Raw genomic sequence first — 14667 nt, forward strand, 5'->3', positions numbered from 1 at the left:
GGTCATCGCCAAACACATCGTCGCCCAGCGGGGCGGCCATCATGGCTTCGCGCATCGCAGGCGTTGGTTGGGTGACGGTGTCGCTTCTCAAGTCAACGGACTTCATGCGATCCGGCGCCGGGCCGCCCCAAGCCGGATCAGCCCCCTCGGGGGGCAGTGACCCGCGCAGCGGTGGAACGTGGGGGCTCATGGTTTTTGCTCCAGAAAGTTCTTGAGCATCGCGTGCCCGTGTTCGGTGAGGATGCTCTCGGGGTGGAACTGCACGCCTTCGATGGCGAGCGTCTTGTGCTTCACGCCCATGATCTCGCCGTCGTCGGTCCACGCGGTCACTTCCAGCTCGGGCGGGCAGTCGCTTCGGCGAATGGCCAGCGAGTGGTAGCGGTTCACGGTGAACTGTTGCGGCAATCCTGAAAACACGCCGTGCTGCGTGGTGGTGATGACGCTGGTCTTGGCGTGCATGAGCTCCTGAGCGCGCACCACCGTGCCGCCCAGCGCAGCGCCGATGGCCTGGTGGCCCAGGCACACGCCGAGGATGGGCAGCTTGCCGGCGAAGTGCTGGATCGCCGCGACCGAGATGCCGGCTTCGGCGGGCGAACACGGGCCAGGCGAAATCACGAGGCGGTCGACCTTCCCGGCCGCCAGTCGTTGATCGATCTCGTCGACCGTGATCTCGTCGTTGCGCACCACCGTCACCTCAGCCCCCAATTCGCCGAGGTACTGGACGATGTTGAAGGTGAACGAGTCGTAGTTGTCCACCATCAAAACTTGAAGCGGTTTGTTCGAGCTCATTCCAGACCCTCCTCAACCAGTTCGGCTGCGCGCAACAAGGCCCGCGCCTTGTGCTCCGTTTCCCTCCACTCCATCTCGGGCACCGAGTCGGCCACCACGCCGGCCGCGGCCTGCACGTAGAGCGTCTGGTCCTTGATGATCCCGGTGCGGATCGCAATCGCCACGTCCATGTCGCCGGCATAACTGAGGTAGCCACACGCACCGCCGTAGATGCCGCGCTTGGTCGGCTCCAGCTGGTCGATCAGCTCCATGGCGTGCACCTTGGGTGCACCGGTGAGCGTGCCGGCCGGGAAGGTGGCCTTGAGCACGTCCATGCTGGTCATGCCGTCGACCAGCATGCCCTCGACGTTGCTCACGATGTGCATCACGTGGCTGTAACGCTCCACCGCAAACGCCTCGGTCACCTTGACGGTGCCGATCTTCGCGATGCGGCCGATGTCGTTGCGCGCCAGGTCGATCAGCATCACGTGCTCGGCGCGCTCCTTCGGGTCGGTGATCAGCTCGGTTTCGGTCGCCTTGTCCTGCTCGGGCGTGGCACCACGCGGGCGGGTGCCCGCCAACGGGCGGATCGTCACCTTGGTGCCCTCGACCGTGTTTTCCTGGCGCACCAGGATCTCGGGCGACGCCCCCACCACGTGGAAATCCCCGAAGTGGTAGTAGTACATGTAGGGCGAGGGGTTGAGCGAACGCAGCGCGCGGTACAGGCTCAGCGGCGACTCGGTGTAGCGCTTCTTGATGCGCTGGCCCACCTGCACCTGCATGAAGTCGCCAGCGGCGATCAGCTCCTTGGCGCGGTCCACGGCCTTCAAATAGTCGGCCTTGGCAAAGTCGCGCTCGGCCGGGTAACCCTGGCTGGGCTTGACCACCGGTGCGCTCACCGAATATTTGAGCGCCTCGCGCAGTTCGCGCAGGCGCTTTTTGCCGTTGGCATAGGCCTCGGGCTGGGCAGGATCGGCGTAGACGATCAGGTAGAGCTTGCCCGACAGGTTGTCGATCACCGCGAGCTCTTCGCACTGCAGCAGCAGGATGTCGGGGCAGCCCAGCGTGTCGGGCGGGCAGGTGTTCTCCAGCTTCTTCTCGATGTGGCGCACCGCGTCGTAGCCAAAGTAACCGGCTAGGCCGCCGCAGAAGCGCGGCAGACCGGGGCGCAGCGCGACTTTGAACCGCTGCTGGTAGGCGGCGATGAAATCGAGCGGGTTGCCGTGGTTGGTCTCCACCACCGCGCCGTCGCGCACCACCTCGGTTTTGGCCTCGGCACCGAAGCCGGTGGCGCGCAGCAGCGTGCGCGCGGGCAGGCCGATGAAGCTGTAGCGCCCGAAGCGCTCACCGCCCACCACCGATTCGAGCAAGAAGCTGTGCTTGCCGTCGCCGCGCCCGTGCGCGAGCTTGAGGTACAGCGAGAGCGGTGTTTCGAGATCCGCGAAGGCTTCGGCCATGAGCGGGATGCGGTTGTAGCCCTGCTGGGCCAAGCTCTTGAATTCCAGTTCGGTGATCATGTTCGTTCTTTCCGTCGGCCACGCGTCGGGTCATCGACACATCAAGCGGGGCGCTGGGTTCCATGCCATCCGGTCAGGGGTGCTGCCGGGCCAGGGTGGGGTGAGACAGCGGCGGGCTCGGGGCTCGGTGGTCGCTGTGCCAACCCCGGGGGGAGTGCACGTTTACGCTGGCTTGCGCCAGGGCCAGGCTCCCCGGCCGTTGCGGCTCGGCAGAACACCTGAGGGGGTTGTGCATGGGTTGAACATGGTGGCGGGAGTGTAGCAAAGGGTCTGTGGCGTGTCGTGGGTCACGCGGCGATGCTTTGGTTTTACGGCTAAACCCTCTGAGCGCCGCTGCGCCCCACTGGGACAATGCAAAAAATAGAACGGTTGTTCTTTTTTACCCACCCGGACCGCCATGAAACGCAACTTTGTTCTCTTATCTGTCCTCTGCAGCGCCCTGCTTCTGCCCGCTTGGGGCCAGGCCGCCACGGTGGACATCAGCGGCGTCAAACTGGAAGACCGCGTCACGGTGGCCGGCCAGCCCCTGCAGCTCAATGGCGCCGGCATCCGCTACAAGGCCGTGTTCAAGGTCTACACCGCCGGGCTTTACCTCGGCCAGAAAGCCGAGACGCCCGACGCGGTGCTGGCCGCCACCGGCCCGCGGCGCATGACCATCACCATGCTGCGCGACATCGATTCGGCCGAACTCGGCAAGCTGTTTTCACGCGGCATGGAAGACAACATGGACCGCGCCGCCTTCTCCAAGCTCATTCCCGGCGTGCTGCGCATGAGTCAGGTGTTCAGCGACCACAAGAAGCTGGTCGAGGGCGACACCTTCCTCATCGACTGGATTCCCGGCACCGGCACGGTGCTGACCATCAAGGGTCAGGTCGAAGGTGAGCCCTTCAAGGAACCCGAGTTCTTCAACGCGCTGATGCGTATCTGGCTGGGGCCCAAGCCCGCGGACTGGCAGCTGAAGGACGCGTTGCTCGGCATCAAAAAGAAATAAGGCCACCACGCTCCACCGCGGAGGCGGATCCGCCTTGGGGCGGCCCGGCGGCGAATCGTCGCGCTAGACCAGGTCGGCCAGCGAGCCGATCAAGCGGTCGTGCGGCGCCTGGGCAATCGGCTCGCCGTGGTTGTAGCCATAAGTCACGAGCACCACCGGGCAGCCGGCCGCGCGCGCGGCGATGCCGTCGTTCTGCGAGTCGCCCACCATGAGCGTGTTCGCGGGCGCTGTGCCCAGCACCTCGCAGGTTTTGAGCAGCGGCAGCGGGTCGGGCTTGGTGCGCTCGAAACTGTCGCCACCGAACACGTGGGCAAAAAAGTCCAGCAAGCCTTTGGCTTGGAGCAAGGGCACGGCGAAGGCACGGGGCTTGTTGGTCAGGCAGGCCAGCGGCAGACCCTTTGCGCGCAACGCCGTGAGACCTTCGAGGACGCCGGGATACACCGCGCTGTGGACGCCGTTGATGGCGAGGTAATTCGCCTGGTAGCGCGTCCAGGCCTCGGCTTGCAGTGCCGCTGCGGCGTCGGCCTGCAGGCCCCCGTGCAGCAGCGCCGAGCGGATCAGGTGTGCCGAGCCCTTGCCCACCATGCGTTCGATGTCGGCGCGGGTGACGGCCGGGCGGCCCAGCGCTTTCAAGGTCTCGTTCAGGGCGACGTCGAAATCGCCCAAGGTATCGACCATGGTCCCATCGAGATCAACGATCACTGCCCCCACGCTCCACCGCTGCGCGGGTCGCTGCCCCCCGGGGGGGCTGACCGGGCTTGGGAACGGCCCGGCGCCCGGTCTTGCTTCGGCAAAAAACATCACGCCAGCGCAGCCCGCATCTGGTCGATCACCGCCTTGTAGTCCGGCTTGCCGAAGATCGCGCTGCCGGCCACAAACGTGTCGGCACCGGCGTCGGCCACGCGGCGGATGTTGTCGGGCTTGATGCCGCCGTCGACTTCCAGGCGGATGTCCTTGCCGCTGGCTTCGATGCGTTTGCGCGCGTCCTCGATCTTGCGCAGCGCCGAGTCGATGAAGCTCTGGCCGCCGAAGCCGGGGTTGACGCTCATGATCAGGATCAGGTCGATGTCGTCGATCAGCCAGTCCAGCACATCCAGCGGCTGTCCCGGGTTGAAGGTGAGGCCTGCTTTGGCGCCTTTGGCCTTGATGGCCTGCACGCTGCGGTGAACGTGGGCGCTCGCGTCGGGGTGAAAGCTCACCAGGTCGGCGCCGGCGTCGATGAAGGCGCCGGCCAGCGCGTCCACCGGCTGGATCATCAGGTGAACGTCGATCGGCACCGGCGTGCCGTCCGCCTTTTTCGCGTGGGGCTTGAGCGCCTGGCAGACCATGGGCCCGAAGGTGAGGTTGGGCACGTAGTGGTTGTCCATCACGTCGAAATGGATCCAGTCGGCACCGGCGGCGATGACGTTTTTCACCTCGTCGCCCAGGCGGGCAAAGTCGGCGGACAGGATGGACGGGGCGATGAACGCAGCGCTGGGGTTGTGGGACATGGGCAACCTGTGGTGGGTGGGATGGAGACGGTCGGGTGCATTCTGGCAGGCCTCACGGCGCCGCGCATGCCCGGGGTAACATCCGCGCCATGCCCAAATACCTGTTCACCTGCGAGGTCGAACCCCAGTACCTCAGCGAACAATCTTCCCCCGAGGAAGACCAGTACGCCTTCGCCTACACCATCACCATCACCAACACCGGTGAGGCCACGGCGCAGCTGATCTCGCGGCACTGGATCATCGACGACGAGCAGGGCCATACCGAAGAGGTCAAGGGCCTGGGCGTGGTGGGACACCAACCGCTGCTGCGACCGGGCGAGTCGTTCCAGTACACCAGCGGCACCCGCCTGAAAACAGCCACCGGCAACATGCGCGGCAGCTTTTTCTGCGTGGCCGAAGACGGCGAGCGGTTCGAGGCCGTCGTGCCCGCGTTCGCCTTGAGGGCCGATGGCACGGGCGACGCGCCATCGCGGGTGCTGCACTGAAGCGCGGTTCCTCGCCCATGGCCGTCACCCCGCTCATCGACGCCATCGACCCCGACGCGCCACTGGCGCAACGCCACCTGTGGCTGATCGACGCCATGCGCTGGGTGCGCGGCGACGAAAAGGACGTGCAGGCCAGCGTGGCGCGCGTGCGCGAGTTTCTCGACACGGTCCAGGCGCAGCCCGAGTTGCAACAGCGCTGGCGCCGCTGGTGGCAGCGCTTCGTGGAAACCGTGGACATCACCCCGCTGCTGGCCGACCACGGCTTTGCGCCCCGCACGGCTTTCCTGAGCGAGTTCGGCAACCGCCTGCGCAAGAAAGCGCTGCCGCACACACCCGAGACCCACGATCTGGGCGAGCTGTTCGACCTGTTGCTGCCCTCGCGTTTTGACGTGCGCTGGCTCAAGGCCCTGGACAGCGCCACGCTGCTGCGCTTGCGCGATCTGCTGATCGGCACCGGCACAGAGCCCGGCGCCGACACGGCGGACTTCTGGCAGGTGGCGCTCATGGACGCCATGATTTCCTGCGTGAGCCAGGTGAGCGCGACCGGCTTTGCCTCCGAGATCCGGGTGCGCATGTCGCCCGAAGCGCAGGAGCAGAAACCGTTTCACCAGCTGCCGAGCGATCTCGAATCGCTGCGCCGCGAGGTGCGCGTGCACGGCGCGCAAAGCCCCGAGGCGCTGGAAGCCGCCGCGCGGCTGCGCGACCAGCTCGACGCCTGCCGCCACGCGGCCTACTCGGTGTATTCGCACCTGGAAGAACACGGCGTCTCGGTGGGCATCGTGTTCCGGCTGCGCCAGCTGCGCGAGCGCGTGGTGCGGGTGAAGGAGTTGCTGGACTGCCTGCAGTCCGACCAGCCCGAACGCGCCACGGTGGCGCTGCTGGCCGACCTGGCGCAGGTGGGGCTGGACAACCGCAGCATCCGCTCCCTGATCGCCGCCAGCTCGCACCTAACCGCCGCCAAGGTGGCCGAGCGCAGCGCCGAAAGTGGTGAGCACTACATCACCCGCAACATCGCGGAATACAAGGACATGCTGGGCAAGGCCGCGGGGGGTGGCGCGGTGATCGGCCTCACCACCTGGGTGAAGTTCGCGCTCTACGGCCTGGGCCTCTCGGCCTTCTGGAGCGGCTTTGCCGCAGGCCTCAACTACGCCACGTCGTTCGTGCTCATCATGCTGCTGCACCTCACGGTGGCCACCAAACAGCCGGCGGTGACGGCGCCGGCCATGGTGGCCAAGCTCAAGGACATCAAGGAGGTGGGCGCGGTCAAGCGTTTCGTGGACGAGGTGGCCAACCTGTTCCGTTCGCAGGTGGCGGCCATCGTGGGCAACATCGGCCTGGTGATCCCCGTGGTGCTGCTGATCAGCTCGGTGCTGGCGTTGACCACGGGCAGCGCCATGATCGACGAGGAGAAGGCGCGCCACACCCTGCAAGACATCAGCCTGCTCGGACCCACCGTGTTGTTTGCGGCCTTCACCGGCGTGCTGCTGTTTGCCTCCAGCATCGTGGCGGGCTGGGTCGAAAACTGGTTCGTGTTCCACAAACTGCATTCGGCGATGGAGCACAACCCGCGCTTCACCGGCCTGCTGGGCCGCGAACGCGCTGCGCGCTGGGCCAATTTCACCCGCGCCAACATCTCGGGTCTGGCGGCCAACATCTCGCTGGGCTTCATGCTGGGCCTCACCCCGGCCTTCCTGCAGTTCTTCGGCATCGGGCTGGATGTGCGCCACGTCACCCTGTCGGCGGGCCAGGTGGCCGCCTCGGCGTTTGCGCTCGGTCTGGGCGTGTTGCGCGAGCCCGCTTTCTGGTGGGCGGTCGCCGGCGTCGCTGCCGTGGGTCCCATCAACCTGGGCGTGAGCTTTTACCTTGCCTTCCGTCTGGCCTTGCAGGCGCAGAACATCAGCGAGGTGAACCGCCAGCTGATCCGCACCGCCATCAAGCGGCGCATTTACGTGGCGCCGCTGAGTTTCCTGCTGCCCCCGCGCGACGCCCGCTCCGGCGATGGGGCCGCCGAACAGCCCCATGGGTGAATTCGACCTCATCCGGCGCCATTTCCAGCGCGCCGACCAGGCCAGACGGCCCGCGGTGGCGCTTGGCATCGGCGATGACTGCGCGCTGCTGCAGCCCCACCCGGGCTTCCAGCTCGCGGTGTCCACCGACATGCTGGTCGAGGGCCGCCACTTCTTCGAAGGCACCGACCCCGAGGCGCTGGGCCACAAGGCGCTGGCGGTCAACCTGAGCGACCTGGCCGCCATGGGCGCACGCCCGCTCGGCTTCACGCTGGCCCTGGCCCTGCCCCAGGCCGACGAGGCCTGGCTCGCCGCCTTCGCGCGCGGCCTGTTCGCGCTGGCCGATGCCCACGCCTGCCCGCTGGTGGGTGGTGACACCACGCGCGGACCGCTCAACATCTGCATCACGGTGATGGGCGAGGTGCGCCCAGGTCTGGCGATGCAGCGCAGCCAAGCCCAGGTGGGCGACGACCTCTACCTCACCGGGCGCACCGGTGAGGCGCGGCTGGCGCTGGAACTGATGCAGGGCACCGACTGGGCCACGGCGGCCTGCGGGCCCCAGGCCCTCACACAACATCCCGAGCTGAGAACGCGGCTGGAGCGCCCGACGCCCCGCGTGGAGCTGGCCACGCTGCTGGCGGTGCTGGGCAACGCCGTGCACGCGGCCATCGATGTCAGCGACGGACTGGCCGGCGACCTGGGCCACATCCTGGCGGCCAGTGGCGTGGGCGCCGAGATTGCCCTGGGCCAGCTGCCCATTGCGCCCACGCTGGCCTTGCTGCCCGAGGCCCGGCGCGTCGACTGCCTGCTCAACGGCGGCGACGACTACGAGCTGCTGTTCACCGCCGCGCCCATCGCCCGCGCGGCGGTGGAAGCAGCGGCCCAAGCCAGCCACACGCCGCTGCAATGCATCGGCCGCATCAGCGCCGCGCCGGGCCTGCGCGTGCTGGACGCTTCGGGCCACGCCGTGGCGTTTTCAGCGTGCGGCTTCGACCACTTCGCCTGAACGCCGGCCGCTGCCGGCACCCAGCAACGCGCCCACGATCTGCGCCACGCGCTGCTGCTCCAGTCGCCCGGCCTCCACCCACACCACGCGCCCCGCAGGCGCCAGCGCCAGGTCGGCCAGCGCGGTGTTGCGGTCGGTGCTGGCGTCGAACAACAGCACCACGCGCTGCAGGTGCGCCGCCGTGGCCAGCACGCCGAGTTCGTGGCGGCAACCCTGGTTGCGGGCCTGGAAGCCGCGCAGGTCCATCAGCACCACGTCGGCCTGCGCCACCAGCGCAGCCAGCGCCTGCTGCCAGGTGCTGTCGAAGCAATAACACTCGTTCACGCGGTAGCGGCCGTCGGGGTCGGGCTCAAAGTCGAAGTCGCGCAGGCGTTCGGCCACCTGCGCCTCGTTGGCCACAAACCGGTCGGCCAGGCGCCCGTTGAGGAAGGTGAACACATCGTCCGGGTCGATGGTGCGGCTGAGCAGGTCGGTGCCGGCGATCAGCACCGTGTTGCCCGAGAGGCGCCAGCGCTCGACCACGCGGTCGAACAAGGTCTGCACACCCGCGTCTTGCTGGAACACGCGCAGCACCAGCAGCGTGGGCGGCGTGCCGCGAGGCGCGAGCCAGCCACGCAAACCCCAGGCCGCCAGCGGAATCCACAGCCAGGGAATGAACTGCGTGAGCGCGATCCAGCCCGCGCCCTGCAGCGACGGCAAGGCCGAGGCCGCCAGCACCACCAGCCAGTAGGCCGCGAGCAGGTACCAGAGGTCGGAGAAACGCTTGGCCCGGTAGGCGCGCGCCAGCGCCCGCGCGATGGCCCAGGCCGGCCAGGCGAGCAACAACCACGGTGCCATCGCCATGAGCCCGATGGCGGGCCAGACCCCCAACAGGCCCACCAGCTGGATCACCCCGCGGGGTGGGTCCTGCGCGCCGCTCACCATGATCTGCAGCGCCAGCACCGACGAGGCCGCCAGCAGCATGAAGATCGGCAGCAAATAGGGCGCCACCGCGCGGATGCGGCCGCTGGCGCCGATCACCAGCGTGACCATCACCGGCAACAGCACCAGCCCACCCAACCAGGCGAGCGAGGTCGCCAGCGGCTGCGGCGAGACGGAGCGCCACAGCGTGAGCGCCAGCATGGCCAGCAGGTACAGGCCGATGGCGCCCAGCGTGCGCAGCCACGACCAGCGCCGCACCAAACCCCAGGTGAGCGCCATCGGCCAGGCGTACACCACCCCCAGCGTGAGCGCGCGGCCCACCGTGAGCAGCTCGGCGCCGTAGATGAACAGCAGCGCCAGCACCGACTGCGTGATGCCGATCAGCAGACTCAGCACGCTCACGGCGACCAGGTAGCGCCCGCTGGCGCGCTGGTTGGCGGCGAGGTCGAGCGTGGCCGCGGGCCTGGCCTGCGCGCGCACCCGCGTGCTGACAACGGCCTGCGCCGGATCGGGCGGTGGCGACCGCTTCATGAGCGCCAGCATGCGGCGGCGGTACAGGCCGGCGACCACCCACGAGGCCGCGCCCGTGAGCAGCACGCCCAGCACCATGGCGGTGAGGATGGCACCCGTGTTCATCTGCATGCTGACTCCCTTCGTGCGGCGCGCCAGTATCCCGCCGGCGTCACGCCCCGGCAAGACCGCCCACCCATAATTCGTCCATGCCCGAGACCACCACCGCTCCCCTGGCCCGCCCGACCTGGGCCTTCCTGTTGTCCCACCCGGCCCACTTCATTGCGCTCGGGGCGGGCGCGGGCCTGAGCCGCTTGGCACCCGGCACCGTGGGCACGCTGTGGGCCTGGGCGTCGTTTCTGCTGCTGCAGCCGCTGGTGTCGACACCCGCGTGGGGGCTGCTGATCGGCGCGGGGACGCTGGTGGGCTGGTGGGCCTGCACGGTGACGGCACAACACATGCGCGTGGCCGACTCGGGCCACATCGTGTGGGACGAGGTGGTGGCCTTCTGGCTGGTGCTGTGGCTGATCGCACCCGCAGGCTTCTGGGCCCAACTGGTGGCGTTTGTGCTGTTCCGGTTTTTCGATGCGGTGAAGTTCGGCCCCATGGCCTGGGCCGACCAGACCTTCAAGGGCTTCGGCCCGCGCGGCGGCTTCGGCATCCTGCTCGACGATTTCGCCGCCGCACTGTGCACGCTGCTGGTGATCGCACTCTGGAGGTTTTGATGAACACGCCCGAACTGGTGCTCGACCTTGCGCGAGAACTCAAGGCCCGAGGACACACGATGGCGACGGCGGAGAGCTGCACCGGCGGCCTGATCGCGGGCGCCTGCACCGAGGTGAGCGGCTCCAGCGACTGGTTCGAGCGGGGCTTCGTCACCTACTCCAACGCCGCCAAGACCGAGCTGCTGGGCGTGCCGGTCGAGCTGATCGCGCAGCACGGCGCGGTGAGCGAGCCGGTGGCGCGCGCCATGGCCGCGGGCGCACTCGCCCACTCGCCCGCGCAGCTCGCCGTGGCCGTCACCGGCGTGGCCGGCCCCACCGGCGGCAGCGCCGACAAACCGGTGGGCACCGTGTGGTTCGGCTGGGCCACACCGGCGGGGACCTTCACCGAGCACCAGCGCTTTGACGGCGACCGCGCGGCCGTGCGCGCCGCCACCGTGCGCCACGCGCTGGCCGGTCTGCTGCAACGCCTGCCCTGACAGCCGGGCATGGAGCCGTTCAAGAACCTGATCAACGCCGGCACGGTGGCCCATGCCGGCCAGCACCTGCAGCGCGCGTGGACCGGCTTTGACCGACCGCGTTTCGAAGCGCTGGCCAACCAAGGCCTGGACGCGCTCGAACTCAAGGCGCGCATGCTGCAACTGGCCAACGCGATGCGCGCCACGCTGCCCGACGATTTCAACAGCGCGTGCACCGTGCTGGAGGCCAGCCTCGCACCCGCATTGCCGCTGGACGCCCCAGGCGAACCCGTTGGACTGTCCAACGCACAGATGAGCACCGGTCTGGCCGGCTGGGTGATCTGGTCCATGGGGGAATTCGTGGCGCGCCACGGCCAGCACGACGTGCCGCGCGCGCTGACCTGCCTGCACGCGCTCACCCAGCGCTCCACCGCCGAGTTCGCCATCCGCCCCTTCATCCAGCAGCAGCCCGATGCCGTCTGGCCAGTGCTCGCGCGCTGGGCCAACGACCCGAGCGCGCACGTGCGCCGGCTGGTGAGCGAAGGCAGCCGCCCCCGCCTGCCCTGGGGCCTGCGCCTGCAGGCGCTGGTGGCCGACCCCACGCCCGCGCTGCCGCTGCTGCGCGCCTTGCAGGACGACCCCAGCAGCTACGTACGCCGCAGCGTGGCCAACCACCTCAACGACATCGCCAAGGACCACCCGGGTCTCGTGGCAGGCTGGGTGAGAGACCACCTGATCGAGACCACGCCCGAGCGCCGTGCGCTCTTGCGCCATGCGAGCCGCAGCCTCATCAAACAAGGCCATGCCCCCACACTCGCCGCGTGGGGGCTGGCCAGCGGCCTGCAGGGGCGGGTCGGGCTGAGCCTGTCGGCCACCAGCGCATCGGTGGGCGAATCGCTCGGCCTGAGCGTGACGCTGCAGTCCACCTCACACCAGCCCCAGCCGCTGGAAATCGACTACGCGGTGCACCACGTGCGGGCCAACGGCGGCACCTCGCCCAAGGTGTTCAAGGGCTGGAAACTCACGCTGGCCGCCGGCGAAACACGCACACTGGACAAACGCCACAGCCTCAAGCCCGTGACCACGCGAACGCTCTACCCGGGGCTGCACCGCATGGAGCTGCGGGTCAATGGCGTGGCGCTGGCCGAGGCGGCGTTCGATCTCTCACGTTGAACCTCGGCCCCAGACGCCACCACCCGCCAGAAAGCACCCACATGACCCCCGACTGGTTCGCCGACTTCAAGCTCCAACAGATTCAGACCCAGGGCGGACACGCTGCGGTGCGCGTGGGTGGCCGGCCCGACGGACCGGCGTTGGTGCTGCTGCACGGTTTTCCGCAAACCCACGTGATGTGGCACCGCGTGGCGCGCGAGCTGGCGCCGCACTTTCGGCTGGTGCTGCCCGACCTGCGGGGTTACGGCGACTCGTCGCACGCGCCCGGCGAAAGCGACCACAGCACCTACAGCAAGCGCGCGATGGCACAAGACGTGATCGACGTGGTGGATGCGCTGGGCATCGACACCTTCTTTCTGTGCGGCCACGACCGCGGTGGCCGCGTGGCGCACCGACTGGCGGTGGACCACCCGGCGCGGGTGCGCAGGCTCTGCGTGATCGACATCGCGCCCACGCTGGACATGTACGCCCGCACCGACATGGCCTTTGCCCGCGCCTACTACCACTGGTTCCACCTGATCCAGCCCGCGCCGCTGCCCGAGCTCATGATCGGTGGCAACGCGCAGGCCTATTTGCATGCCAAGCTGGGCGGCTGGGGTTCGGCGCAAGGCGGCGCCCGTCTGCCCCACATCGAACCGCGGGCACTGGCCGAGTACGAGCGCTGCTTCTGCCGCACCGAGGCCATCCACAGCGCCTGCGAGGACTACCGCGCCAGCGCCGGCATCGACCTCGATCACGACCGCGACAGCCGCGAGCGCGGACAGCGCATCGCCTGCGACACGCTGGTGCTGTGGGGCCAGCGCGGCGTGGTGCAGAAGCTGTTTGATCCGCTGGCGCTGTGGCAAGCCCAGTGCGCGGGCACCGTGAGCGGCGAGGCGCTGCCGGCGGGCCATTTCATTCCCGAAGAACTGCCCGAGGCCACCGCCGCGGCCTTGCGCAGCTTCATGACCACCACCGACTGAAAGACACCCATGCTCACCGTCCACCACCTCAACAACTCGCGCTCGCAGCGCGTGCTCTGGCTGCTCGAAGAGTTGGGCGTGCCCTACCAGATCGAGCGTTACCAGCGCGATCCCAAGACGATGCTGGCGCCGCCCGCGCTGAAGAAAGTGCACCCGCTGGGCAAGTCACCGGTCGTCACCGACGGGCAGGCCACGCTGGCCGAGTCGGGCGCGATCATCGAATACCTGGTGGAGCGCTACGGCGAGGGCAAGTTCTCACCCGAGCCCGGCACGCCTTCGTTTCTGCGCTACCGCTACTGGCTGCACTACGCCGAAGGCTCGCTGATGCCGCCGTTGCTGATGAAGCTGGTGTTCGACGAGGTGGAGAAAGCCCCGCTGCTGGTGCGCCCGATCGCCAAGGCGATCTCGGCCACGGTGCACAAACGCTTCATCACACCCAACCTCACGCAGCACCTGGATTTTCTCGAAGGCGAACTTGCCACCTCGAACTGGTTCGCCGGGCGCTCATTCAGCGCGGCCGATGTACAGATGAGTTTTCCGGTGGAAGCCGCCGCCGCGCGCGCGGGGCTGAACGAAAGCCGCCCCAAGCTCATGGACTGGCTGCGGCGCATCCACGCCCGGCCTGCCTACCAGCGTGCGCTGGTGCAGGGTGGGCCGTTTGAATTGAAGTGAGCGGGCGGGACCGATCCGGCGCCGGGCCGCCCCAAGCCGGATCAGCCCCCGGACCCGGCAAGGACCGGGGCCCTTCCCGGTCCCGGGGCAGCGACCCGCGCAGCGGCGGAGCGTGGGGGCCTGCTTCCTTCAGGCACCGTGGCACTTCTTGAATTTCTTGCCGCTCCCGCACGGGCACGGATCGTTGCGCCCCGGCGTCTCCGCCTTGCGGATCGGCTCCACGCGCGGTCCCAGGCTGCGGCCGATCTGGGCCAGGTCGTACACGGCCCAGATCGCCGCGCCGAACGCGTTGAGTCGCTCGTCGCTCACGCTGGGCGGGCCGTCTTCGGCGTGCATGTTGACCGTGGGTTGGCCGGTGTCGTCCTCGGTCAGGGCCACCACATGCTCCAGCGCCTCGTCGATCCAGACGGCGGTGTCCTTGTCGCGTGGCGGCTCCCAGTCTTCGGGCCAGTTTTCCACCACGAACATGAAGCCCAGCGCCCACACCTGCGCGTAGGCGGGCAACTCCTGGTCCTTGAAATCGGCGCGCTCGGCTTCGGGCAGTGAAGCCACGGCGCCGCGCACGTCCATCAGCTCGGGGTGGTAGCTGCGCTCGTCTTCCAGCGTGTCCACCGGCGATGCCAGCGAGATCGAGACCTCGGCGCTGCGGCGCGCCCACAGCGCCATGAATTGTTCGTACTGCGCGGTGTTGGCGAAGTGCGTCCCGTCTTCCTGCGGCGCGGTGGGCAGGGGGCCAGTGCCCAGCAGCATGGGCAGGAACTCGGCCGGCTCGATCGGGCGGCGCGTGCACAGCAGCGCGGCCATGGCGCCTTCGCAGAACTCCCACTGCGGCACGTCTTCACCGCGCGTGCGCAGGTCGTCCAGGATCGCGTCGAGCGCGTCGTAATCGTCGTTGTCCAGCGCGACGGCCGGGTCGGACGAAGTGTTCAGGGGGGTGTTCATGGGATCGTGTGGCCTGCAGAGGCCCGGGTTTTATGATGGGCTGA

At 68.4% G+C, this 14667-nt stretch carries 16 protein-coding genes; 9 read left to right on the forward strand and 7 right to left on the reverse strand.

The window, feature by feature from the left end:
- The 3 genes from Q1W68_RS12305 to trpE all read right to left on the reverse strand — a co-directional run.
- The coding region (locus Q1W68_RS12305; RefSeq protein ID WP_300654773.1) for a beta-eliminating lyase-related protein at positions 1–190 on the reverse strand (190 nt) is incomplete at its 3' end.
- Positions 187–789 (reverse strand): aminodeoxychorismate/anthranilate synthase component II, encoded by a 603-nt coding sequence (locus Q1W68_RS12310; protein ID WP_300654776.1) that lies wholly within the window; start codon positions 787–789, stop codon positions 187–189. The genes Q1W68_RS12305 and Q1W68_RS12310, both read right to left, overlap by 4 nt.
- Positions 786–2285 carry an anthranilate synthase component I gene (gene trpE, locus Q1W68_RS12315; protein ID WP_300661022.1) on the reverse strand — a complete coding sequence of 500 codons (1500 nt, stop codon included), beginning with the start codon at positions 2283–2285 and terminating at the stop codon, positions 786–788. Before trpE ends, Q1W68_RS12310 begins: the two co-directional genes overlap by 4 nt.
- Before the next feature lie 397 nt (positions 2286–2682).
- On the opposite strand from trpE, the gene Q1W68_RS12320 reads away from it, so the two are divergent.
- Positions 2683–3276 (forward strand): chalcone isomerase family protein, encoded by a 594-nt coding sequence (locus Q1W68_RS12320; protein WP_300654782.1) that lies wholly within the window; start codon positions 2683–2685, stop codon positions 3274–3276.
- 63 nt (positions 3277–3339) lie between these two features.
- Here Q1W68_RS12320 and gph read toward each other — a convergent pair whose 3' ends face one another.
- Positions 3340–3954 (reverse strand): phosphoglycolate phosphatase, encoded by a 615-nt coding sequence (gene gph / locus Q1W68_RS12325; protein ID WP_300661025.1) that lies wholly within the window; start codon positions 3952–3954, stop codon positions 3340–3342.
- Between the two features lie 122 nt (positions 3955–4076).
- Positions 4077–4766 (reverse strand): ribulose-phosphate 3-epimerase, encoded by a 690-nt coding sequence (rpe, locus tag Q1W68_RS12330; RefSeq protein ID WP_300654787.1) that lies wholly within the window; start codon positions 4764–4766, stop codon positions 4077–4079.
- Positions 4767–4855: 89 nt separating this feature from the next.
- Here rpe and apaG point away from each other — a divergent pair, with 89 nt between their 5' ends.
- The 3 genes from apaG to thiL are packed head-to-tail and all read left to right on the forward strand — an operon-like array spanning position 4856 to position 8263.
- Positions 4856–5251, forward strand: coding sequence for a Co2+/Mg2+ efflux protein ApaG (gene apaG / locus Q1W68_RS12335; protein WP_300654789.1), 396 nt, complete (start codon positions 4856–4858; stop codon positions 5249–5251).
- A 17-nt stretch (positions 5252–5268) separates the two neighbouring features.
- Positions 5269–7278 carry a site-specific recombinase gene (locus tag Q1W68_RS12340; RefSeq protein WP_300654792.1) on the forward strand — a complete coding sequence of 670 codons (2010 nt, stop codon included), beginning with the start codon at positions 5269–5271 and terminating at the stop codon, positions 7276–7278.
- On the forward strand, positions 7271–8263 hold the full coding sequence (thiL, locus tag Q1W68_RS12345; protein ID WP_300661028.1) for a thiamine-phosphate kinase: 993 nt from the start codon (positions 7271–7273) through the stop codon (positions 8261–8263). Before Q1W68_RS12340 ends, thiL begins: the two co-directional genes overlap by 8 nt.
- On the opposite strand, the gene Q1W68_RS12350 is transcribed toward thiL, so the two are convergent.
- A complete protein-coding gene (locus tag Q1W68_RS12350) occupies positions 8234–9826 on the reverse strand; it encodes a hypothetical protein (protein ID WP_300654798.1) in 1593 nt (530 codons plus the stop codon). The two genes, thiL and Q1W68_RS12350, sit on opposite strands and share 30 nt — an antisense overlap.
- Positions 9827–9903: 77 nt before the next feature.
- Here Q1W68_RS12350 and Q1W68_RS12355 point away from each other — a divergent pair, with 77 nt between their 5' ends.
- From Q1W68_RS12355 to Q1W68_RS12375, 5 genes are read left to right on the forward strand one after another with little or no spacing between them, the layout of a single operon-like run.
- The gene (locus Q1W68_RS12355; protein ID WP_300661031.1) at positions 9904–10419 is read left to right on the forward strand and encodes a phosphatidylglycerophosphatase A; all 516 of its coding nucleotides are present in this window, start codon (positions 9904–9906) and stop codon (positions 10417–10419) included.
- Positions 10419–10895 carry a CinA family protein gene (locus tag Q1W68_RS12360; RefSeq protein WP_300661034.1) on the forward strand — a complete coding sequence of 159 codons (477 nt, stop codon included), beginning with the start codon at positions 10419–10421 and terminating at the stop codon, positions 10893–10895. Before Q1W68_RS12355 ends, Q1W68_RS12360 begins: the two co-directional genes overlap by 1 nt.
- A 9-nt stretch (positions 10896–10904) precedes the next feature.
- Positions 10905–12047: a DNA alkylation repair protein gene (locus tag Q1W68_RS12365; protein ID WP_300716872.1), complete on the forward strand. Its 1143-nt coding sequence runs from the start codon at positions 10905–10907 to the stop codon at positions 12045–12047.
- Positions 12048–12088: 41 nt separating this feature from the next.
- Entirely contained in the window at positions 12089–13009 is a 921-nt protein-coding gene (locus Q1W68_RS12370; protein ID WP_300661037.1) for an alpha/beta hydrolase, read from the forward strand.
- A 9-nt stretch (positions 13010–13018) separates the two neighbouring features.
- Positions 13019–13681 carry a glutathione S-transferase gene (locus Q1W68_RS12375; protein WP_291213912.1) on the forward strand — a complete coding sequence of 221 codons (663 nt, stop codon included), beginning with the start codon at positions 13019–13021 and terminating at the stop codon, positions 13679–13681.
- Positions 13682–13810: 129 nt separating this feature from the next.
- Here the strand turns inward: Q1W68_RS12375 and Q1W68_RS12380 are convergent, their stop codons facing one another.
- On the reverse strand, positions 13811–14623 hold the full coding sequence (locus Q1W68_RS12380) for a UPF0149 family protein (protein WP_300661042.1): 813 nt from the start codon (positions 14621–14623) through the stop codon (positions 13811–13813).
- Positions 14624–14667: the final 44 nt, after the last annotated feature.

The organism is Hydrogenophaga sp., from assembly GCF_030158645.1.
In the GTDB taxonomy this organism is placed as follows: Bacteria; Pseudomonadota; Gammaproteobacteria; order Burkholderiales; family Burkholderiaceae_C; genus Hydrogenophaga.